Consider the following 21865-nt stretch of genomic DNA (forward strand, 5'->3'; position numbering starts at 1 on the left):
GTTCATCGTCCTGCCGTGTCACGGCGCGTCGTCCCTCGCAGGCGGATCAGGGCTTCGGCTTGCCGCCGACGAGGATGCTGGCGTCGACATCCCTGATGTCGCGCTTGCCGCAGAGCGCCATGGTGATGTCCATCTCCTTGCGGATGATGTCGAGCGTGGCGGTGACGCCCTGCTCGCCCATGGCGCCGAGCCCGTAGAGGAAGGCGCGGCCGATGAAGGTGCCCTTGGCGCCGAGCGCGATCGCCTTCAGCACGTCCTGGCCCGAGCGGATGCCGCCGTCGAACAGCACCTCGATGCGGTTGCCGACCTGCTCGACGATCCCAGGCAGGGCCTCGATTGAGGAGAGCGCGCCGTCGAGCTGGCGCCCGCCATGGTTGGAGACGATCAGCGCGTCGGCGCCGCTCTTTGCGGCCATCTCGGCGTCCTCCGGGTCGAGGATGCCTTTCAGGATCAGCTTGCCGCCCCACTGGTCCTTGATCCACTGGACGTCGTCCCAGTTCAGCTTCGGGTCGAACTGGCTGGAGGTCCAGTTCGACAGCGAGGACATGTCGGCGACTCCGGTGACATGGCCGACGATGTTGCCGAACTGCCGGCGCGGCGTGTCCAGCATCTTCAGGCACCAGCGCGGCTTGAAGGCGAGGTTGATCAGGTTGGCGATGGTCGGCTTCGGCGGGGCGGAGAGGCCGTTGCGGATGTCCTTGTGGCGCTGGCCGAGGATCTGCAGGTCGAGCGTCAGCACCAGCGCCGAGCAGCCCGCCGCCTTGGCGCGCTGGATCAGCCGGGAAATGAAGTCGCGGTCCTTCATCACATAGAGCTGGAACCAGAACGGCGCCTGGGTGTGGTTCGCCACGTCCTCGATCGAGCAGATGCTCATGGTCGAGAGGGTGAAGGGCACGCCGGCCTTGGCGGCGGCGCGGGCGGCGAGGATCTCGCCATCGGCGTGCTGCATGCCGGTGAGGCCGGTGGGCGCCAGCGCCACCGGCATCGAGACCGGCTGGCCGATCATCTCGCTGGCGAGCGAGCGGTTCGTCATGTCGACGGCGACGCGCTGGCGCAGCTTGATCTTGGCGAAGTCGGCCTCGTTGGCGCGATAGGTGCCTTCGGTCCAGGCGCCGGAATCGGCGTAGTCGTAGAACATGCGCGGCACGCGGCGCTTCGCCAGCAGGCGCAGGTCTTCGATGGTCAGGGGCTGGGCCATGGTCCTCGCGGCTCCGCATTCCTCTCGGGCATTGCCTCGACGAAAAGCCGGTTTCCGCCTCTCGCTCAATGCCCTGGACAGTCGAGATCTGCTCGGTCGCACAGATGGCCTCGGCAGGCAACAGGCTGGGCGGGATGGCCGCATCGCGCCAGGCTGGCGGCGGGATTGCGGGCGGAGACACTCTCGGCACGGCTCTGATCTTGGCGAAGACGCCGAATCTTGGCGAAGACTTGAGGCGCCGCCGATTCGCGCGCTCAAGCTTTGGCCTCGACAAGGTCCGATTTTCGGTCAATCCTTTCGATGCCGGCTTTCGGATCGCGGTCCGTGGGCCTGCGGGCGCGGCTTCGAGGGATGTGGCGATGGCGACCGGAACCGTCAAATGGTTCAATACTGAGAAAGGATACGGCTTCATTCAACCGGCGGATGGCGGCAAGGATGTGTTCGTGCACATCACTGCCGTAAAGGAAGCCGGGCTGATGACGCTGACCGAAGGGCAGAAGGTCTCGTTCGAGCTCAAGACGGAACGCGGCAAGACTGCTGCAGGGGACCTCAAGGTTCTCTGAACCGGCCTATCTCGGAAAATCCTGCGAAACGCCGCCCCTGGAACGGGGCGGCGGGAGCGCGTTCGACGGCATGAGGGACAGACGGCCTCCGGCACAGCCGGATCCGCCCGCCATCTGGCCTGCGCTCAAGGCCGGCGCCGGCCTCGGAGGGCCGACCCGAGACGCTGCTGTGGCCGGGTGAGCCGAGGGGCCGGCCCTGCTTGGCCGGCGGCGCAAAAGAGCCTCGTCCTCCGTTTCCGTGCCATCCCGGCCTTCTCCGTCACGGCGGGAAGCGTCGGCGACGCAGCAATCAGGGAGCGGACGCACGGTCAGTCCGGTCCTTCCGGACCGCCTCGCGGAGCCGGCCCCTGGGCTTGCCGAAGGCAAGACCGAGGGCGCGCAACGACGGGAAGCGCAGAACGATCCCTGATCCGTCAGGGCTGCGCGCCGACGCTTTCTTCCGCACAGGCAGAAGGCAGGGGTGGCGTCCTGTCTTCCGCACGATAATTCGCTTGCACGAACGGTCCTTTCGACATAAAGATATCTTTATATCTTTTTTCTCGGTCGAGGGGAGTGCGAGCAGGTGCGGCAGCCGACGACATTGTCCTCCGAAGTGCTTCTGGCGGGCCTGCGGGCGGCGGGCGAGGAGACGCGGCTGCGCATCCTGGCGCTGCTCTCCGAAGGCGAGCTCTCCGTTTCCGACCTCACCGACATCCTCGGCCAGTCGCAGCCGCGCATCTCGCGCCATCTTAAATTGCTCGCCGAGGCCGGGTTGGTCCGGCGCTCGCGCGAGGGCGCCTGGGCCTTCTTCCGGCTCGACGAGACCGGGCCGGGCGGGGCCTTCGCCGCTTCGCTCGCGGCCTGGCTCGATCTGAACGATCCGGTCCTCGCCGCCGACCGGGAAAGGCTCGCCGCCGTCCGGGCGACGCGGGCGGAGGCCGCGCAGAGCTATTTCGCCAGCGTCGCGCGCGACTGGGACCGCCTGCGCAGCCTGCATGTGCCCGACCATGCCGTCGAGGCGGCGGTCGAGGCCGCGGTCGGCGAGGGCACGCCCGGCGCCATGCTCGATCTCGGCACCGGAACGGGGCGCATGCTGGAGCGGATCGCGCCGAAATTCGGTCGCGCCGTCGGCGTCGACGCCAACCATGCGATGCTGGCGGTGGCGCGGGCCAATCTGGAGCAGGCGGGGCTGTCGCGCGTCGAGCTCCGGCAGGGCGACATCTATGCGCTGCCCTTCGCGCGCGGCTCCTTCGACCTCGTCATCATCCATCAGGTGCTGCATTTCCTCGACGATCCGGCCCGGGCGGTGCGCGAGGCCGCCGCGATGCTGGCGCCGGGCGGGCGGCTGATCGTCGTCGATTTCGCGCCGCATGAGATGGAGTTCCTGCGCACCGAGCATGCCCATCGCCGGCTCGGCTTCTCGCGCCAGCAGATCGCGGGCTGGTTCGCCGAGGCGGGGCTCGCCTGCGATCTGTCGCAGGAGGTGACGCTCGCCGATGGCGGCTCCGGCCAGTTGCCGGTGATGCTCTGGCGCGGCCGCGACCGCCGCATCCAGGCCGACCCGCCGGCCCGCAAGATCAATCTCGAGGTTGCGTGATGAATGCCTTCCGCCCCAGCCGCCACGGCACGCGCCGCCCGCGCGTCTCCTTCGAGTTCTTCCCGCCCAAGACGGCGGAGATGGAGGTCGCGCTGTGGGAGAGCGTGCGCCGGCTCGAGCCGCTTTCGCCCAGCTTCGTCTCGGTGACCTACGGCGCCGGCGGCTCGACCCGCGAGCGCACCCACGCCACGGTCAAGCGCATGGTCGAGGAGACGGCGCTGAAGCCGGCCGCGCATCTCACCTGCGTCTCGGCCTCGCGGGCGGAGATCGACGACGTCATCCGCTCCTATTGGGATGCGGGCGTGCGCCATGTCGTGGCCTTGCGCGGCGATCCGGCCGGCGGCCTCGGCACGGTCTACGAGCCGCATCCGCAGGGCTATCACCAGACCTCGGACCTCGTCGCCGGGCTGAAGCGCATCGGCGATTTCGAGGTGACGGTCTCGGCCTATCCCGAGAAGCACCCGGAAGCCCCCTCGCTCGACGCCGATATCGACGCGCTGAAGAAGAAGGTCGATGCCGGCGCGACGCGGGCGATCACCCAGTTCTTCTTCGATAACGACGTCTATTTCCGCTATCTCGACAAGGTGCGCGCGGCCGGGATCGAGATCCCGATCCTGCCCGGCATCGTGCCGGTGCAGAATTTCCGGCAGACCGCCGGTTTCGCCCGCAAGACCGGGGCGAGCGTGCCGCAATGGCTGGCCGACCGCTTCGAGGGGCTGGAAGACGACGTGGCGACGCGCCGGCTGGTGGCGGCCGCCGTCTGCGCCGAGCAGGTGCTGGACCTGATCGATCGCGGCGCCACCGACCTGCATTTCTACACGATGAACAAGGCCGACCTCGTCTACGCCATCTGCCATCTCGTCGGCCTGAAGCCGGAGAGGCCGGCAGCGCAGGCGGTGGCGGCGGAGTGAACTGACGAGCCCTCATCCTGAGGAGCCGCGACGCGGCGTCTCGAAGGATGGTCCAGAAGGCTCCGGAACCATCTGGAGCATCCTTCGAGACGCGCTTCTGCGAAGCGCTTCTCAGGACGAGGGCTGAGTTTTCGAGCAGACCCGTTTCCGGTTGGAAAGCGTAACGATGTCCGACTTCATTCCCGCCCCGGTCGACGGTGCAGAGATCGAGCGTTCCCTGCGCGAGACCGCGCGGCAGCGCATCCTCGTGCTCGACGGCGCGATGGGCACGCAGATCCAGGACCTCAAGCTCTCCGAGGCGGATTTCCGCGGCGAGCGCTTCAAGGGCTTCAACCACGACCTCAAGGGCAACAACGACATCATTGCCCTGACGCAGCCCGCGGCGCTGCGCGACATCCATCTCGCCTATTTCCGGGCCGGCGCCGACATCGTCGAGACCAACACCTTCTCTGGCACCTCGATCGCCCAGGCCGATTACGGCATGGAGGCCTATGTCTACGAGCTGAACGTCGCCTGCTCGCGCATCGCCCGCGAGGCGGCCGAGATCGCGCGCAAGGAAGACGGGCGGCGCCGCTATGTCGCCGGCGCCATCGGCCCGACCAACCGCACGCTCTCGATCTCGCCCGACGTCAACAACCCCGGCTTCCGGGCCGTGACCTTCGACCAGGTGCGCGACGCCTATGCCGAGCAGGTGCGGGGACTGATCGACGGCGGTTCGGAGCTGCTGCTGATCGAGACGATCTTCGACACGCTCAACGCCAAGGCGGCGATTGTCGCGATCGAGCAGGTCTATCGCGAGAAGGCCCTGCGCCTGCCGCTGATGATCTCGGGCACGATCACCGACCTCTCCGGCCGCACGCTCTCGGGCCAGACGGTCGAGGCCTTCTGGAACGCGATCCGCCATGCCGCGCCGCTGACCGTCGGCCTCAACTGCGCGCTCGGCGCCCGCGAGATGCGGGCGCATATCAAGGACATGTCGCGCGTCGCCGACACGCTGGTCTGCGCCTATCCGAATGCCGGCCTGCCCAACGAGTTCGGCCTCTATGACGAACGGCCGGAAGCGACGGCGAAGATGCTGGCCGAGTTCACTGACGCCGGCTTCGTCAATGTCGTCGGCGGCTGCTGCGGCACGACGCCGGACCATATCGCGGCGATCGCCGAAGCGGTGGCCGGCAAGGCGCCGCGGCAGGTTCCCGAGGTGAAGCCCTATCTGCGGCTCGCCGGGCTGGAGCCCTTCACGCTCGACGAGACCATTCCCTTCGTCAATGTCGGCGAGCGCACCAACGTCACCGGCTCGGCCCGGTTCCGCAAGCTCATCACCAATGGCGACTATGCCGCCGCGCTCGACGTGGCGCGCGACCAGGTCGCCAACGGGGCGCAGGTCATCGACGTCAACATGGACGAGGGCCTGCTCGACTCGCAGAAGGCGATGACCGAGTTCCTCAACCTGATCGCCTCGGAGCCGGACATCTCCCGCGTGCCGATCATGGTCGATTCCTCCAAGTTCCCGGTGATCGAGGCGGGGCTGAAGACCATCCAGGGCAAGCCGATCGTCAACTCGATCTCGATGAAGGAGGGCGAGGAGGCCTTCCTCGAACAGGCGCGCATCTGCCGGCAATACGGCGCGGCGGTGGTGGTGATGGCCTTCGACGAGACCGGGCAGGCCGACACCTTCCAGCGCAAGATCGAGATCTGCACGCGCGCCTACAAGCTCCTGACCGAGAAGCTGAACTTCCCGCCGCAGGACATCATCTTCGACCCGAACATCTTCGCCGTGGCGACGGGCATCGAGGAGCACGACAACTACGGCAACGACTTCATCGAGGCGACGAAGGCGATCCGCGAGACCCTGCCGCACGCCCATATCTCGGGCGGCGTCTCGAACCTGTCCTTCTCCTTCCGCGGCAACGAGAAAGTGCGCGAGGCGATGCATTCCGTGTTCCTCTACCACGCCATCAAGGCGGGGATGGACATGGGCATCGTCAATGCCGGCCAGCTCGGCAGCTACGACGATCTCGATCCGGAGCTGCGCGAGCTCTGCGAGGACGTCGTCCTCAACCGGCGCAAGGATTCGACCGAGCGGCTGCTGGAGGCCGCGCCGCGCTTCAAGGGCGACGGCGCCGCCGCCGCCTCGGGCAAGGACCTGGCCTGGCGCGAATTGCCGGTCGAGAAGCGGCTGGAGCATGCGCTGGTCGCCGGCATCACCGAGTTCATCGAGGCGGATACGGAAGAGGCGCGGCAGAAGGCCGAGAAGCCGCTGCACGTCATCGAGGGGCCGCTGATGGCCGGCATGAACGTGGTCGGCGACCTGTTCGGCTCGGGCAAGATGTTCCTGCCGCAGGTGGTGAAGTCGGCCCGCGTGATGAAGCAGGCGGTGGCCTATCTGATGCCCTTCATGGAGGAAGAGAAGCGCCTCAATGGCGGCTCCGAGCGTGCCGCCGCCGGCAAGGTGCTGATGGCGACGGTCAAGGGCGACGTCCACGACATCGGCAAGAACATCGTCGGCGTCGTGCTCCAGTGCAACAATTACGAGGTGATCGACCTCGGCGTGATGGTGCCGAGCCAGAAGATCCTCGACACCGCGCGCAAGGAGAAGGTCGACATCATCGGGCTCTCCGGGCTGATCACGCCCTCGCTCGACGAGATGGTGACGGTCGCCTCCGAGATGGAGCGCGAGGGCTTCGACATCCCGCTGCTGATCGGCGGGGCGACGACGAGCCGCGTCCATACCGCGGTGAAGATCCACCCGGCCTACAACGCCGGCCAGACCGTCCACGTCAACGACGCCTCGCGCGCCGTCGGCGTGGTCTCCAGCCTGCTCTCGCAGGAGCAGAAGCCGGCCTATGTCGCGGGCATCAGGGCGGAGTATGCGCGGGTGGCCGAGGCGCATCGCCGTTCGGAGGCCGAGAAGCAGCGCCTGCCGCTGGCCAGGGCCCGTGCCAACGCCTTCCGGCCGGACTGGGCGAGCTATGTGCCGCCGCGTCCGAGCTTCCTCGGGACGCGGACCTTCCGGACCTATGACATCGCCGATCTCGTGCCGGTGATCGACTGGACGCCGTTCTTCCAGACCTGGGAGATGAAGGGCCGCTTCCCGGCGATCCTGCAGGACGAGAAGCAGGGCGAGGCGGCGCGCGCGCTCTGGGACGATGCGCAAGCGATGCTGAAGCGCGTCGTCGAGGAGCGCTGGTTCAATCCCAAGGCGGTGATCGGCTTCTGGCCGGCGAATGCGGTCGGCGACGACATCCGGCTCTATACCGGCGAGAGCCGGCAGGAGGAGCTCGCCACCTTCTACGGCCTGCGCCAGCAGCTTTCCAAGCGCGACGGCAAGCCGAACATCTGCATTTCCGACTTCGTCGCGCCGGAGGGCGTGGCGCCGGATTATGTCGGCGCCTTCGTCGTGACCTCGGGCGCGGAGGAGGAGCGCATCTCCGAGCGCTTCGCGCGCGACAACGACGACTATCGCTCGATCATGGTCAAGGCGCTGGCCGACCGCTTCGCCGAGGCCTTCGCCGAGCGCATGCACCAGCTCGTGCGCAAGGAGTTCTGGGGCTATGCGCCCGACGAGGCCTTCGGCAATGACGAGCTGATCCGCGAGGAGTATCGCGGCATCCGCCCGGCGCCGGGCTATCCGGCCCAGCCCGACCATACCGAGAAGGAGACGCTGTTCCGGCTGCTGGAGGCCGAGCGGCGCGTCGGCGTGAAGCTGACCGAGAGCTATGCGATGTGGCCGGGCTCCTCGGTCTCGGGGCTCTATCTCGCCCATCCCGACGCCTATTATTTCGGCGTCGCCAAGGTCGAGCGCGACCAGGTCGAGGATTATGCCGCGCGCAAGGGCATGCGCATCGAGGAGGTCGAGCGCTGGCTCGCGCCGATCCTCAACTACGACACCGCGGCCTATCGGCTGCAGGCGGCGGAATAGGCGAGGCCGGCCGGGAGCCGGCTTCGTCCGGCCGATCGCGGCGGCGGGCCGGATTATACAGATCCGGCTTGTTGAATTATCCGCCCGGCTCCGCTACCCCGGCCAGGCCGGGATGTCCGGCGGCACGAGACGGGCGGGACGGTCATGGCCGACGACGACGAGGATTACGTTTACGACGAGGCGACCGGCGAATGGCGCCCGGCTTCTGAAGTGGCGGCGGCAGCCGCGGCCGCGGCGCGCGTCGAGGTGCGCGATTCCGCTGGAAACCTCCTCGCCGATGGCGATTCCGTCGTGCTGATCAAGGATCTGAAGGTCAAGGGCGCCGGCCAGACCCTGAAGCAGGGCACGGTGATCCGTTCGATCCGGCTGACCGGGAATCCCGAGGAGATCGACTGCCGCCACGACGCGATCAAGGGCCTCGTGCTGCGCACCGAATTCGTGCGCAAGCGCTGATGATCCGTCAGGCGCGCCTCGCCGATCAGCCGCGCATCCACGCCATCCGCATGGGCGTGCGCGAGAACGTGCTCGACGATCCCGCCCTGGTCACGGCCGAGGAGGTCGACTGGTATCGCGAGCAGGCGATCTTCCTGGTGTGCGAGAGCGCCGGCGAGGTGGTGGGCTTCGCCTGCGCCAATCACCAGAACGGGCTGGTCTGGGCGCTGTTCGTCGATCCGGCGCGGGAAGGACGCGGCCATGGCCGCGCCCTGCTCGACGAAACGCTGGCGCGATTGAAGGCCGCAGGCCATGCGCAGGCCTGGCTGACGACGGGCGGCGGCACCCGGGCCGAGCGCTTCTACCGGCGCCATGGCTGGCGCGAGATGGGCCGGTCGCTCGGCGGCCAGATCGTCTTCATCCGCTCGCTCTAACGTCTTCCGGGCGGTTCCGGGGCGGCCTCGCCCGGCGCCTGCGCTCAGGCGACCCGCGCGGATTGCGTCGCGGCGAGCAGGTCGCGCAAGGTCGTGATCGTCGAGGAATCGGCGACGCCGTCGACCTTTTCCGGGCGCCAATGGCGCTGGAAGGCGGCGACGACAGCCTCCAGCCTCTCGTCATAGATCCCATCGACCGTGACGCCGTAGCCGAGCATGGCGAACATCGCCTGCAGCGCCTCGACCGGCTGGCCGGCCTCGCCGCGGGCGAAGAAGCGTCCGCCCCGGATCGGCGCCGGCTCGACCCAGAGGCCGACGCCGCCCTCGGCGAACCGCCGCCAGGGGAACTTCTCGCCCGGGTCGATCTTGCGGCCCGGCGCGACGTCCGAATGGGCGAGCACGCGCTCGGGCGGGATCGACCAGCGCTCGCAGATGTCGCGGCAGAGGGCGAGCGTCGCGGCGATCTGCGCCTCGGGAAAATCGGGCAGGCCGCCGGGATGGCCGGGATTGGCGATCTCGATGCCGATCGAGCAGGAATTGATGTCGGCCTCGCCGCCCCAGTGCGAGGCGCCGGCATGCCAGGCGCGGCGCCCCTCGGGCACGAGCTGGAGGGTGTGGCCGTTCTCGAAGACGAAATAGTGCGAGGAGACCTGCGAGACCGGGTTGCACAGCCATTGCAGCGCTTCGCCCGCGATCGGCATGCCGGTGTAGTGCAGGATCAGCATGTCCGGGCGCCGGCCGGGCGTGCCGTCGGGCTGCTTGCGCTCGCCATGATTCGGCGAGGGGAAGACCTTGGCGGCGAAGCGGCTGTCCGGCTTCGCCATGGCGTCGGTGTCATCGTTCATGGCGATTCAGGCGGGCTGGTGCGACAGGCGGCGGTGGAGGCCGCGCTCGCGCTCGATCGCCTCCCAGGCGGCGTTGATGGCGGCGAGGCGCTTCGTCGCGATCGCCACCGCCTCGGCCGGCAGGCCGCGTGCGATCTCGCGGTCAGGATGGTTCTCGGCGACGAGGCGGCGATAGTGCCGCTTCAGCTCCTCGTCCTTCATCTCGCGGCTGGCGCGGATGACGAGATAGGGATCGTCGCGCCGGCGGAGATGGCGCGCCTCGATGCGGGCGAAGTCGCTGTCGGCGATGGCGAAGATGCCGGCGACGGCGCGCAGATAGGCATGCTCCGCTTCATGGATGGCGCCGTCGGCCGTGGCGATCAGGAACAGGCCGTCGAGCACGTCCTCCAGCAGCGCCGGCTCGTCGCGGAAGGCGGCGGCGATCCGCGCGGCATAGGCCTCGAAGCCGGCGCTGGTCTGCTTGGCGAGGTCGAACAGCGCCTCGACACGCTGCTGCTGCTCGGGCGGGACCTCGACGATGCGCCGGAAGGCCGTGACCTCGTCACAGGTCACGACGCCGTCGGAGCGGGCCATCTTGGCGGCAAGCGCGACGAGGCCGGTGGTGAAGACGAGCTCGCGCGGGGCAGGCCCGAACGGGGCGCCCTCGCGGTCGATCAGCACATGCCCGGCGAGGGCGCCGAGAAGGGCGCCGAGCGGGCCGCCGAGCGCGAAGCCCAGACCGCCGCCGCCGAGCGCGCCCCAGAATGATGAAGCCATGAAGGGCCGGGTCTCCCGTGAATCCGTCGCGCCGGAGCGCGGCAGCATGATGTGTGGGGAGAGGCCCGCCGATCAAGGGGGCGGCCGGCATCGCGACCGCCCGCCGCAGGGAATCGCGTCGTTTCCGGCCGAATAAGGCGAAAGGGCGGCAGTCGGCCGTTTTTGTTGATTCGCGGCCGCGCCTTCGCGCCGGCAAAGTTTACAGGCCCGATCAATACATCCGAATACTTGGCAGATAAATATAGAATTCGGCGCGTGCCATGTAATGAAACCTACGAATTTCTTCGGACGAAGTCAGATTATCGACACATTCGATCAGCAATTGACCGCGCCTTCTCAACGGGCTGGGACAGAAGAGGTTCGGTTCATCATGCGGTATATCTTTGGCGGTCTGGCTGCTGCGGTTCTGATTAGCCTTCCGGCGCTGGCGTCGGCAGAGGAATTCGTGAACGCGGAAACGGATCCCAGGGCACTGCTCGTCCGCGACGCCGAGATCGCCCGCGAAAAGGCGGCTGCGGCCGGGGGCGCCGGCGAGGCCCGGGCCGTCGCGCAAGGCGCCAGGGCCGAGGCGGGCCGGTCCGATGCGAGGACGGCCAGGGCCGAGCGGCGCGGCTCCGCCCCGCTCGCCGCTCCCGCCGGCGCAGAGGGCCTGCGTGCGCTGGTCGCCCGCCATGCGGCCGCCAACGGCGTCCCGTTCTCCCTGGCCGACGCCGTGGTGCGGATCGAGAGCCGCTACAATCCGCGCGCGGCCCATGCCGGCAATTTCGGCCTGATGCAGATCCGCCACCAGACGGCGCGCGGCCTCGGCTATTCCGGCAGCGCCAGCGGCCTCCTCGATGCCGAGACGAACGCCCGCTACGGCATGAAATACCTCGCCATGGCCTACAGGATGGCCGGCGGCGACACCTGCCGCACGGTGATGAAGTACCAGAGCGGCCATATGACCACCCGGATGAGCGGCGCGAACCGGACCTATTGCGCCAAGGTGCGCACGATCACGGCCCGCAACTGACGCCGTATTTTCTTCAAGCGAGGCGGCGCCCGCTTCGCTTGAAAACGCCCTGCCGTCGCGGTCGCGCTTGACGCCGGCCGCGCCAGCGCGCATCTCCCCCTCGCCAGTCGGCCGGACGGCCGCTCTCGCTCGCGAGGGAGGAAAGTCCGGGCTCCACGGAAACACGGTGCCGGATAACGTCCGGCGGGGGCGACCCCAGGGAAAGCGCCACAGAGATCGAACCGCCGCCGGTTTCGGCCGGCGGTAAGGGTGAAAAGGTGCGGTAAGAGCGCACCGCGGACCCGGCAACGGGGACGGCACGGCAAGCCCCACCGGGAGCAAAACCGAATAGGGACGATGCTTCCCGCGCAAGCGGGAAGGGGCTGGTTTCTGAGCCTTGTCGTCCGGGTTGGTTGCTCGAGGCGCGCAGCGATGCGCGTCCCAGAGGAATGGCCGTCACGTCGGGGGAGCGATCTCCCGGCCATCCAGAACCCGGCTTACAGGCCGGCTGGCACCTTCGCTCGCCGACGCTTCGGGCGCTCTTTCGGTATCCGCGTCATCCCGGGCGACGGCGGGGAGGCGCAGGTCCATGCCTGAACACGCGCCGGAAGCGCTCCGGCCTGGATCCCGGATCGCCGCTTCGCGGCGTCCGGGATGACGGCGCATGCGGGGAGGCGATCCGGCCTCAGGCGACCGTCGTCTCGACCGCGATATTGCCCTTGGTCGCATGCGAATACGGGCAGACGACATGGGCCTTCCTGACGAGGTCCTCGACCACGGCCTTGTCGACGCCCGGGACCGAGACCGTCAGCTTGGCGGCGATGCCGAAGCCCTGGCCGTCGTCGCGCGGACCGATGCCGATATCGGCCGAGACCTTCGCATCCTCCGAGATCTTCACCTTCTCCTTGCCGGCGACGAATTTCAGCGCGCCGAGGAAGCAGGCCGAATAGCCCATTGCGAAAAGCTGCTCGGGATTGGTGCCGTCGCCGCCACCGCCGCCCATCTCCTTGGGCGTGTTCAGCACGAGCTTGACGTTGCCGGTATCGGTCGCGGCCTTGCCTTCGCGGCCGCCGGTGGCGGAACCGTGGGCGGTGTAGAGGATTTTCATGATGGCCTCCTTCTCTGCGGTGAAACCGAGGCTTGCTTTTTAGATTGTACACAATTAGATTGTCAACAATTAATTTAGGGCAGGCCGCCTGAGTTGCGCCGGAGTTGATTGTCGCTTCGGTTTCCGCTTTGCCTGCGGCGGCGAGGGCGGGGATGACGGTGTCCGGGGGCAGAATGGAGCGCGAGCGCAGGAGCGGGGGCGGCGAACCCAGGCTGGAGCAGCAGCTCTGCTTCGCGGTCTATCAGGCGAGCCATGCCTTCAACCGCGTCTACCGGCCGGTGCTCGCCGCGCTCGGGCTGACCTATCCGCAATATCTCGTCATGCTCGCGCTGTGGGAGGATGACGGGCCGACGGTGAAGGCGCTCGGCGACAGGCTGATGCTGGATTCCGGCACGCTGACGCCGCTGCTGAAGCGCCTCGAGGCGGCAGGCTTCATCCGGCGCGAGCGCGATGCCGCCGATGAGCGGCAGGTGCGCATCCGGCTCGCGGCGAAGGGTGAGCGGCTGCGCGCACAAGGCTGCCGGGTGCAGGAGGCGATCGGCCGGGCGCTCGGCGAGGCGGCGCCGACGGCGGAGGCGCTGCGCGATCAGCTCGGCAAGGTCCGCGACGCGCTGCTGGCGGCCCTGCGCGAAGACTGACGGGGCAGGTCACAGGGGCGGGCCGGCGCGGCCTGGAGCGCGGGCGGTCGGCTCGCTGCGCCTCCGGAGCGGCTAGCCAGGCGCATCATGGCGACCTTTCGCCGTGCCCCGCAAAATTCTTGCTGGGCTTCGCCGGCCCTCTCCGCCTTCGGAAGCGGGTTCCGCGGTCCCGATTCTCCCGTGCTTACGGTTGCTTAACCATAAGGGGCTGTCATGGCGGCGAGCCCTCGCAAGCACCGACTCGTGCTTACGATTCCATTGACGCCCATGATTACCCATGTTATCCCAAATCATCCCGTCGAAGCCGGCAGGCAAGTCTCAGATCGGGGTCCGTGTGCCGCGCGGATCCCGGTCGCCGGGCGCCGCTTGCCTGCTTCGACGGGTGGATTCTTCGCCGTGCGGGCAGGCGCCCCTCGGCGGTGTGGAGAGCAGGCCGGGAGGCGGCGTTGACGGACCGCTTCGTCTCGAACTTCACCAACCGGCTGGACGCCAAGGGGCGCGTCTCCATTCCGTCGAGCTTCCGCTCCGTCCTGGCGAAGGACGGCTACGAGGGGCTCTACGTCCATCAGGGGCTCGACCTGCCGGCGCTCGACGCGGGCGGCAATGCGCTGCGGGCGACGATCGACGATATCCTGGCGCGCTTCTCGCCGTTCTCGGACGAGTGGGAATTGCTCTCGACGGCGCTCAACGGCACCTCGGAGGTGCTGAAGATCGACCCGGAAGGGCGCATCGTGCTGAGCGAGGCGCTGAAGGCGCATGCCGGCATCGGCGACGCCGTGACCTTCGTCGGCCACGGCCACAAATTCCAGATCTGGGAGCCGGAGCGCTTCCGCGCCCATCTCGACGCGGCGCGGACGCGGCTGCGCGACGTCAAGCGCACGCTCGGCGGGCTGGCTTCGGCGGGAGGCTCGGGCTCATGACGGAGCGGGGCGAGCCGGCGCGTCATGTCCCGGTGCTGCTGGCGGAGGTGCTGGCCGCGCTCGCGCCCAGGCCGGGCGGGCGCTATCTCGACGGCACCTTCGGGGCGGGGGGCTACAGCCGGGCGATCCTCGACGCCGCGCCGGATTCGATCCTGCTCGGGCTCGACCGCGACCCGAGCGCGATCGCCGGCGGGGCCGATCTCGTCGCCGCGATGGCGGGACGGCTGACATTGTCGCAGGCGCGCTTCGGCGATCTCGCCGAGGAGGCCGAGCGCTTCAGGATGGTGCCGCTCGACGGGGTGGTGCTGGATATCGGCGTCTCGTCGATGCAGATCGACCAGCCGGAGCGCGGCTTCTCCTTCCGCTTCGACGGGCCGCTCGACATGCGCATGAGCGGCGAGGGGCAGAGCGCCGCCGACATCGTCAACGAGGCCGAGGAAGGACTGCTCGCCAACATCTTCTACCATTACGGCGAGGAGCGGCGCTCGCGCGCCGTGGCGCGGGCGCTGGTCGAGGCGCGGCGCAAGGCGCCGCTCGCCACCACCAAGCAGCTCGCCGATCTCGTCGCCGGCATCGTGCGGGGCGAGCCCGGCGGGGCGCATCCGGCGACGCGGGTGTTCCAGGCGCTGCGCATCGCGGTCAACGACGAGCTCGGCGAGCTGGTCCGGGCGCTGCACGCGGCCGAGACCGTGCTCAAGCCCGGCGGCCGGCTCGTGGTGGTCACCTTCCATTCGCTGGAGGACCGCATCGTCAAGCAGTTCCTGGCCGAGCGCTCGGGCCGCGTGCCCGCGGGCTCGCGCCATGCCCCGGCCGCGGCCGCGGCGCGGCCGACCTTCCGCCTGGTCGAGAAGGGCGCGGTCGCGCCCTCCGAGGCGGAGATGCGGGCCAATCCGCGGGCGCGCTCCGCCAAGCTGCGCGCCGCCGAGCGCAACGAGGCGCCGCCGCGCCGTGCCGAGGCCGGCCTCGTCGCGCTTGCCGGCATTCCCGAACCCGCGCCCCGCCGGAGATCCTGAGCGTGATCAAGTTTCTCCATGTCATCGCCATCGGCGCGCTGGTCTCCTCGGCGGTCTATGCCTATACGATCAAATACGAGACGACGCTGGCGACCGAGCATCTGCAGAAGCTCAGGTCCAAGACCCAGCGCGAGCGCGACGCCATCCAGGTGCTCAAGGCCGAATGGCAGTTCCTCAACCGGCCGGACCGCATCCAGACGCTGGCCGACCGGCATCTCGACCTGCAGGCCTTCCAGGCGACGCAGGTGGTGAAGCCCTCCGAGATCCCCAATCGCGGGCCCAAGGTCGACGCCATCGGCCGCAAGCTCGAGGATCTCGGCCTCGGCCTGCCGACCGAGACGCCGCGGAGCGCCAGGACGAGCGCGACCACGCCCGGAGCCATGCCATGACCGACAAGACCCGGACCGAACCGGCTTTCGCCACCGAGGCGCAGATCCACGAGGCGCAGACCCACGAAGCGCAGGCCTGCGACCACGCGACACCGGCCTATGAGGAGCCGGCACCGCGCTCGCGGCTCGCCTGGCTGCGCGAGGTCTTCCGCATGAGCGGCCACAAGGCCCAGCCGCGCGTCGGGCTGGTCATCCTCGGCTTCTCGGTCCTGTTCATCGCGATCACCGGCCGGCTCGCCCTGCTGGCGACGCTGCCGAACGAGCAGGTCGGCATCCGCCGCGCCAGCTCGAACGCGATCTCGGCGGCGCGCCCCGACATCGTCGACCGAAACGGCGAGATCCTCGCCACGGATATCGGCGTCGTCTCGGTCTTCGCCGAGCCGCGCAAGATCCTCGACAAGGACGAGGCGACCGAGCTGCTGACCGCCGTGCTGCCCGATCTCGACGCCAAGGACCTGCGCGACAAGCTCGGCACCAAGAAGGGCTTCGTCTGGGTCAAGCGCGAGATCACGCCGCGCCAGCAGGCCGAGGTCTACCGCCTCGGCATCCCCGGCGTCGGCTTCCTGCCCGAGCACAAGCGGGTCTATCCGAACGGCCCGGCCGCCGCCCATGTCCTCGGCTTCGCCAATATCGACAATATCGGCATCGCCGGCATGGAGAAGTATATCGATTCGCAGGGGCTGCAGGACCTGAACGGCGCCGGCCTCGCCAGCGAGGCGAGCGACCTCAAGCCGGTCAGGCTCTCGATCGACCTGCGCGTCGAGCACGTGCTGCGCGACGAGCTGGTCAAGGGCATGGAGCGCTTCAGGGCGATCGCGGCGGCGGGCGCGATCATGGACGTGACCACCGGCGAGGTGCTGGCGCTGGTCTCGCTGCCGGACTTCGACCCCAACAACCCGGTCGACGCGCTGGAGAAGGACCGCATCAACCGGATGAATGTCGGCGTCTACGAGATGGGCTCGACCTTCAAGGCGCTGACCATCGCGATGGCGCTGGATTCCGGCAAGGTCAACATCAACTCGACCTTCTCGACCGCCGGCGGGATGATGCGCTTCGGCCGCCAGGTCATCAAGGAATACCACGGCACCGGCCGCACCCTGACCGTGCCCGAGGTCTTCGTGCACTCGTCCAATATGGGCTCGATCAAGATGGCGCTCGCCGTCGGCGTCGACGGGCACAAGGCCTTCCTGAAGAAGATGATGCAGCTCGACCGCATGCAGACCGAGCTGCCGGAGAGCGCCGCGCCGATCGTCCCGCAGCGCTGGGGCGAGATCAACACCGCGACCATCGCCTTCGGCCACGGCCTCGCGGTGGCGCCGCTGCAGGCGCTCGCCGCCGTCGCCGCGCTGGTCAATGGCGGCTATCTGATGAAGCCGACCTTCCTGAAGCGCTCGCAGGAGGACGCGATGAAGGTCGCGACCCGGGTGATCAAGCCGGAGACCTCCGAGGCGCTGCGCTACATCATGCGCATCAACGGCGAGCGGGGCTCGGCGCGCAAGGCCGACGTGCCCGGCTATTTCGTCGGCGGCAAGACCGGCACGGCCGAGAAGGTCATCAACGGCCGCTACGCCAAGAACAAGAACTTCACCACCTTCACGGCGATCCTCCCGTCGGACAAGCCGAAATACCTGTTCCTCGCCATCTATGACGAGCCGAAGGGCTATGCCGAGAGCGGCGGCTATTCGACCGCGGCCTGGAACGGCGGCGTCACCACCGGCAAGCTGATCGAGCGCGCGGCGCCGCTGCTCGGCGTCACGCCGCGCTTCGAGCCGCCGCCCTCGCCCTTCCCGCTGATGGCGAAGCTGGGAGCGTGGGGTTCGCGGTAGCGCTTGACCATGGGCGGCTCGACCGTCCAGTTGGGCTCAAACCCGGGAGTCATCCCGGCCGGAGCGAAGCGGAGAGCCGGGATCCATGCCAGAGCCTTTGACGGAGATGTTCCGGCATGGATCCCGGGTCTCGCGGAGCCTGCCCTTGGGCCGATCGCAGATCGGACCCGAGGGGTCGCCCGGGATGACAGCGGAATGGTAGAGGCAATGTCCTGGAGACTAGACGAGCTCTTCCCCGAGACCTTCGACGCCGAGGCCGCCGGGCAGCCGGTGCACGGCGTCGCCTTCGACAGCCGCAAGGTGACGGGGGACGATGTCTTCGTCGCGCTCGCGGGGGCCAAGGCGGATGGCGCGCGCTTCATCATGGATGCGGTCGGGCATGGCGCCGTCGCCGTGGTTTCGGGCGGCCCGCGCCCGGCGGACCTGCCGGCCGGCGTCGCTTTCGCGCAGGTTCCCGATCCGCGGCTTGCGCTTGCGCTGGCGGCGGCCAAGCTCCATCCGCACCAGCCCGAAACCATCGTCGCCGTGACCGGGACGAGCGGCAAATCCTCGGTCGCGGACTTCACCCGCCAGATCTTCCAGGCGCTCGGCCATGAAGCGGCGAGCCTCGGCACCATCGGCGTCGTCACCGCCAGGGGGGCCGATTACGGCTCGCTGACCACGCCCGACCCGTTGTCGCTGCACGCCTCGCTCGACCGGCTGGCGGGGGAGGGCATTACCCATCTGGCCATGGAAGCCTCCTCGCACGGCCTCGACCAGCGCCGGCTCGACGGGGTGAGGCTGAAGGCCGGCGCCTTCCTCAATCTCGGGCGCGACCATCTCGACTATCATCCGAGCGTCGAGGCGTATCTCGCCGCCAAGCTCAGGCTCTGGGAGCTGCTGCCGGCAGGCGCGCCGGTGGTGATCAACCGCGACGAGCCTTATGCCGAGGAAGCCGCGCAGGCCGCCAGCGACGGCGGGCATCCGCTCATCGGTATCGGCCGCAAGGGTGAGACGCTGACCCTGCTCGCCAATGAGCGGGACGGCTTCGCCCAGCGCCTGACGATCGGTTTCGACGGCGAGCGGATTTCGGTCTCGCTGCCGCTGGTCGGGGACTTCATGGCCGGCAACGCGCTGGTCGCGGCCGGGCTCGCCATCGCGACCGGGGCGGAGAAGCGCAAGGCGCTGGAGGCGATCTGCGGGCTCACCGGCGTCGCCGGGCGGCTCGAACGGGTCGGCGAGGCCAATGGCGGGCTGGTCGTCGTCGACTACGCCCACAAGCCGGATGCGCTGGCGGCGGTGCTTTCGACGCTGAGGCCCTATGCGACCGGGCGCCTGATCTGCGTCTTCGGCTGCGGCGGCGACCGCGACAAGGGCAAGCGGCCGCTGATGGGCGCCATTGCCGCCGAGAAGGCCGACATCGCCATCGTCACCGACGACAATCCGCGCAGCGAGGACGCAGCCACGATCCGGGCCGAGATCATGGCCGCCTCGCCGAAGCTGCGGGAGATCGGCGACCGCGAGGAGGCGATTCGCGCCGCGGTCGGGATGCTCCAGCCCGGGGATTTGCTGGTCGTGGCCGGAAAGGGCCATGAAAGCGGCCAGATCATAGGCGAGCGCACATGGCCCTTCTCCGACCACGAGGTCGTGCGGAAGGCGCTGGCGCAGGGGAAATAGCCCCATGCGCCAGAATAGGATTTCGCGCGAATTCGTTTCGTCCGTCCGGGCGGGAAGCGCGCTGTCGGAGATTCACGGATGAGCGCCCCCCTCTGGAGCGGAGACAGTCTGGTCGCGGCGCTGGGCGCGCGGGCGGAAGGCGCGGTGCCGCCGGCCGTCACCGGCGCCTCGATCGACACCCGCACGCTGGAGCCGGGGGACGCCTTCTTCGCCATCAGGGGCGAGGCCCGCGACGGCCACGACTTCGTCAGGGGCGCGCTGGAGAAGGGCGCCGCGCTTGCCGTGATCGACGAGGCGCATGCGGCGCAGTTCGAGGGGGCGGGCGCGCTCGCCGTCGTGCCGGACGTGCTGAAGGCGATGGAGCAGGCGGGCGCGGCCCGCCGCGCGGCGCTGAAGGCGGGCGTCGTCGCCGTCACCGGCTCGGTCGGCAAGACCGGGACCAAGGAGGCGCTGCGCCTCGTGCTGTCGCGCCAGGGCAAGACCCATGCGCCGGTCGCCTCCTACAACAACCATTGGGGTGTGCCGCTGACGCTGGTGCGCACGCCGGCCGACATCGCCTATGGCGTCTACGAGATCGGCATGAACAGCCCCGGCGAGATCCTGCCGCTGGCCCGGCTGGTGCGTCCCCAGGTCGCGATCATCACCACGATCCAGCCGGTCCATCTGGCCGCCTTCGCTTCGCTGGAAGGCATCGCCGAAGAGAAGGCGGGCGTCTTCTGGGAGCTCGAGAAGGGCGGAACGGCGATCATCAACGCCGACATCCCGCAATCGGAATTGCTGCGCGACATCGCCAAATCCGGCCCGGCCGGGCGGATCGTCACCTTCGGCGAAAGCCCCGACGCCGATGTCAGGCTGGTCTCCTGCGCGCTCAAGGCCGACGTCTCGACGGTTGAGGCGCGGGTGCTCGGCCAGCCGGTGACCTACAAGCTCGGCAGCCCGGGCCGGCATATCGTGCTGAACTCGCTCGCGGTGCTGGCGGCGGTGCAGGCGCTCGGCGCCGACCTCGCGCTGGCAGCGCTGGCGCTCGGCGACCTCAAGCCCCCGCCGGGCCGCGGCGCCCGGCAGATCCTGCAGGCGCCGGGCGGAACCCTGACGCTGCTCGACGAGAGCTATAACGGCAACCCGGCCTCGATGCGCGCGGCGATCGAGAATCTCGGGCGCCTGCCCGTGGAGGGCCGAGGGCGGCGCATCGCCGTGCTCGGCGACATGCTGGAGCTCGGGCCGAGCGGCGGCGAGCTGCACGAGGGGCTGGCCGGGCCGCTCGCCGCCAACGGCATCGACAAGGTCTTCGCCTGCGGGCCGCTGATGAAGGGACTCTATGAGAGCTTGCCTTCGGCCATGCGGGGGGCTTATGCCCCCGGGGCGGGCGAATTGGAGCCGCTCGTGCTCGATGCGGTTCGTGCCGGCGACGTCGTCACCGTCAAGGGATCGCTGGGCTCGCGCATGGGGCCGATCGTCAAGGCGCTCCTCGCGCGCTTTCCTGCCTTGCCTGCCGAAGACTAAAGCCTTTTCAAGCGAAGCGGACACCGGTTCGCGTGAAGAAAATGCGACACGCCAAAAGATTCTGATCCGACCTTCCGACCGTTTCCCGAAAGATAGCCCGCACATGCTCGCCTGGCTTGCCGAATTGTCCGGCACTTTCCCCGTGCTGAACGTCTTCCGCTACATCACCTTCCGGGCGGGCGGGGCGACGGCGACGGCGCTGCTCTTCGTCTTCTTCTTCGGGCCGGCGGCGATTTCCTGGCTCAGGATCAAGCAGGGCAAGGGCCAGCCGATCCGCACGGACGGCCCCGAGAGCCACCTTGCCAAGCGCGGCACGCCGACCATGGGCGGGCTGATGATCCTGTCGGGCCTGTTCGCCGCGGTGCTGCTCTGGGGCAATCTGCGCAACCCCTATGTCTGGATCGTGCTCTTCGTCACGGCGGCCTATGGCGCCATCGGCTTCTATGACGACTACCTCAAGGTGACGAAGCAGTCGCATAAGGGATTCTCGGGCAAGGCGCGCATCGCCATCGAGGTCGTGGTCGCGCTGATCGCCTGCACCTTCGTGATGCAGACCCAGCCGCCGGCGATCGCCTCCGGCTTCGCCATGCCCTTCCTCAAGGAAGCGATCATCCCGCTCGGCATCCTGTTTCCGCTGGTCACGGCCTTCGTCGTGGTGGGGGCCGGCAATTCGGTCAACCTGACCGACGGGCTCGACGGGCTCGCCATCGTGCCGGTGATGATCGCGGCCGGCACCTTCGGCTTCATCTCCTATCTCGTCGGCAACGCCATCTTCGCCAACTATCTCCAGATCCACCACGTTCCGGGCGCGGGCGAGCTCGCGGTGATCTGCGGCGCGGTGATCGGGGCGGGGCTCGGCTTCCTCTGGTTCAACGCGCCGCCGGCCCAGATCTTCATGGGCGACACCGGCTCGCTGGGTCTCGGCGGCCTGCTCGGCACGATCGCCGTGGCCACCAAGCACGAGATCGTGCTGGCCGTGGTCGGCGGGCTCTTCGTCGTCGAGGCGCTCTCGGTCATCATCCAGGTCGCGGTGTTCAAGCGCACCGGCAAGCGCGTCTTCCTGATGGCGCCGATCCACCATCATTTCGAGAAGCTGGGCTGGACCGAGCCGCAGGTCGTGATCCGCTTCTGGATCATCTCCGTCGTGCTGGCGCTGGTCGGCCTCGCCACGCTGAAGCTGCGCTGAG

19 protein-coding genes and 1 other RNA gene are annotated in these 21865 nt (G+C 68.8%); 16 read left to right on the top strand and 4 right to left on the bottom strand.

All coding sequences use genetic code 11. The features are described 5' to 3' along the window. Window positions 1-46: 46 nt before the first annotated feature. Window positions 47-1198 carry an alpha-hydroxy acid oxidase gene (locus ACWH43_RS07950; protein WP_158447052.1) on the bottom strand — a complete coding sequence of 384 codons (1152 nt, stop codon included), beginning with the start codon at window positions 1196-1198 and terminating at the stop codon, window positions 47-49. 359 nt (window positions 1199-1557) lie between these two features. Between ACWH43_RS07950 and ACWH43_RS07955 the strand changes: the two genes are divergently transcribed. The 6 genes from ACWH43_RS07955 to ACWH43_RS07980 all read left to right on the top strand — a co-directional run bounded on the left by ACWH43_RS07955 (window position 1558) and on the right by ACWH43_RS07980 (window position 9033). Continuing rightward, the gene (locus tag ACWH43_RS07955) at window positions 1558-1761 is read left to right on the top strand and encodes a cold-shock protein (RefSeq protein ID WP_158447053.1); all 204 of its coding nucleotides are present in this window, start codon (window positions 1558-1560) and stop codon (window positions 1759-1761) included. A gap of 562 nt (window positions 1762-2323) precedes the next feature. Continuing rightward, window positions 2324-3337, top strand: coding sequence for an ArsR/SmtB family transcription factor (locus ACWH43_RS07960; RefSeq protein WP_158448082.1), 1014 nt, complete (start codon window positions 2324-2326; stop codon window positions 3335-3337). Further along, window positions 3337-4248: a methylenetetrahydrofolate reductase [NAD(P)H] gene (gene metF, locus ACWH43_RS07965; RefSeq protein ID WP_158448083.1), complete on the top strand. Its 912-nt coding sequence runs from the start codon at window positions 3337-3339 to the stop codon at window positions 4246-4248. Before ACWH43_RS07960 ends, metF begins: the two co-directional genes overlap by 1 nt. Before the next feature lie 166 nt (window positions 4249-4414). Next, a complete protein-coding gene (metH, locus tag ACWH43_RS07970) occupies window positions 4415-8167 on the top strand; it encodes a methionine synthase (protein ID WP_158446169.1) in 3753 nt (1250 codons plus the stop codon). Window positions 8168-8311: 144 nt separating this feature from the next. After that, on the top strand, window positions 8312-8620 hold the full coding sequence (locus ACWH43_RS07975; protein WP_158446168.1) for an alkylphosphonate utilization protein: 309 nt from the start codon (window positions 8312-8314) through the stop codon (window positions 8618-8620). After that, window positions 8620-9033, top strand: a complete 414-nt coding sequence (locus ACWH43_RS07980; RefSeq protein WP_260347737.1) for a GNAT family N-acetyltransferase — start codon at window positions 8620-8622, stop codon at window positions 9031-9033. Before ACWH43_RS07975 ends, ACWH43_RS07980 begins: the two co-directional genes overlap by 1 nt. 44 nt (window positions 9034-9077) lie before the next feature. On the opposite strand, the gene ACWH43_RS07985 is transcribed toward ACWH43_RS07980, so the two are convergent. Both ACWH43_RS07985 and ACWH43_RS07990 read right to left on the bottom strand, forming a co-directional pair. Beyond that, the gene (locus ACWH43_RS07985; protein ID WP_260347738.1) at window positions 9078-9878 is read right to left on the bottom strand and encodes an N-acetylmuramoyl-L-alanine amidase; all 801 of its coding nucleotides are present in this window, start codon (window positions 9876-9878) and stop codon (window positions 9078-9080) included. A gap of 6 nt (window positions 9879-9884) precedes the next feature. After that, complete coding sequence (locus ACWH43_RS07990) at window positions 9885-10634, bottom strand: J domain-containing protein (protein WP_260347739.1); 750 nt, start codon at window positions 10632-10634, stop codon at window positions 9885-9887. A gap of 445 nt (window positions 10635-11079) precedes the next feature. On the opposite strand from ACWH43_RS07990, the gene ACWH43_RS07995 reads away from it, so the two are divergent. Both ACWH43_RS07995 and rnpB read left to right on the top strand, forming a co-directional pair. Continuing rightward, window positions 11080-11646 carry a lytic transglycosylase domain-containing protein gene (locus tag ACWH43_RS07995; protein WP_260347740.1) on the top strand — a complete coding sequence of 189 codons (567 nt, stop codon included), beginning with the start codon at window positions 11080-11082 and terminating at the stop codon, window positions 11644-11646. Window positions 11647-11749: 103 nt separating this feature from the next. Continuing rightward, window positions 11750-12141, top strand: an RNA gene (gene rnpB / locus ACWH43_RS08000) — RNase P RNA component class A. A 169-nt stretch (window positions 12142-12310) separates the two neighbouring features. On the opposite strand, the gene ACWH43_RS08005 is transcribed toward rnpB, so the two are convergent. Further along, entirely contained in the window at window positions 12311-12733 is a 423-nt protein-coding gene (locus tag ACWH43_RS08005) for an organic hydroperoxide resistance protein (RefSeq protein WP_158446164.1), read from the bottom strand. 152 nt (window positions 12734-12885) lie between these two features. On the opposite strand from ACWH43_RS08005, the gene ACWH43_RS08010 reads away from it, so the two are divergent. The 8 genes from ACWH43_RS08010 to mraY all read left to right on the top strand — a co-directional run bounded on the left by ACWH43_RS08010 (window position 12886) and on the right by mraY (window position 21864). After that, entirely contained in the window at window positions 12886-13371 is a 486-nt protein-coding gene (locus tag ACWH43_RS08010; protein WP_375796975.1) for a MarR family winged helix-turn-helix transcriptional regulator, read from the top strand. A gap of 446 nt (window positions 13372-13817) precedes the next feature. Continuing rightward, window positions 13818-14291, top strand: a complete 474-nt coding sequence (locus ACWH43_RS08015) for a division/cell wall cluster transcriptional repressor MraZ (protein ID WP_158446163.1) — start codon at window positions 13818-13820, stop codon at window positions 14289-14291. Beyond that, window positions 14288-15304, top strand: coding sequence for a 16S rRNA (cytosine(1402)-N(4))-methyltransferase RsmH (gene rsmH, locus ACWH43_RS08020; RefSeq protein ID WP_158446162.1), 1017 nt, complete (start codon window positions 14288-14290; stop codon window positions 15302-15304). Before ACWH43_RS08015 ends, rsmH begins: the two co-directional genes overlap by 4 nt. Before the next feature lie 2 nt (window positions 15305-15306). Then, the gene (gene ftsL / locus ACWH43_RS08025) at window positions 15307-15693 is read left to right on the top strand and encodes a cell division protein FtsL (RefSeq protein WP_158446161.1); all 387 of its coding nucleotides are present in this window, start codon (window positions 15307-15309) and stop codon (window positions 15691-15693) included. Continuing rightward, window positions 15690-17519 carry a peptidoglycan D,D-transpeptidase FtsI family protein gene (locus ACWH43_RS08030; RefSeq protein ID WP_158446160.1) on the top strand — a complete coding sequence of 610 codons (1830 nt, stop codon included), beginning with the start codon at window positions 15690-15692 and terminating at the stop codon, window positions 17517-17519. The genes ftsL and ACWH43_RS08030 overlap by 4 nt, the downstream gene beginning before the upstream one ends. A gap of 207 nt (window positions 17520-17726) precedes the next feature. Continuing rightward, window positions 17727-19175: a UDP-N-acetylmuramoyl-L-alanyl-D-glutamate--2,6-diaminopimelate ligase gene (locus ACWH43_RS08035; RefSeq protein WP_158446159.1), complete on the top strand. Its 1449-nt coding sequence runs from the start codon at window positions 17727-17729 to the stop codon at window positions 19173-19175. A gap of 78 nt (window positions 19176-19253) precedes the next feature. Further along, window positions 19254-20678: a UDP-N-acetylmuramoylalanyl-D-glutamyl-2,6-diaminopimelate--D-alanyl-D-alanine ligase gene (locus tag ACWH43_RS08040; protein WP_158446158.1), complete on the top strand. Its 1425-nt coding sequence runs from the start codon at window positions 19254-19256 to the stop codon at window positions 20676-20678. Window positions 20679-20781: 103 nt separating this feature from the next. Further along, window positions 20782-21864 carry a phospho-N-acetylmuramoyl-pentapeptide-transferase gene (gene mraY / locus ACWH43_RS08045; protein WP_158446157.1) on the top strand — a complete coding sequence of 361 codons (1083 nt, stop codon included), beginning with the start codon at window positions 20782-20784 and terminating at the stop codon, window positions 21862-21864. Window position 21865: the final 1 nt, after the last annotated feature.

This window comes from Allobosea minatitlanensis, from assembly GCF_964020775.1.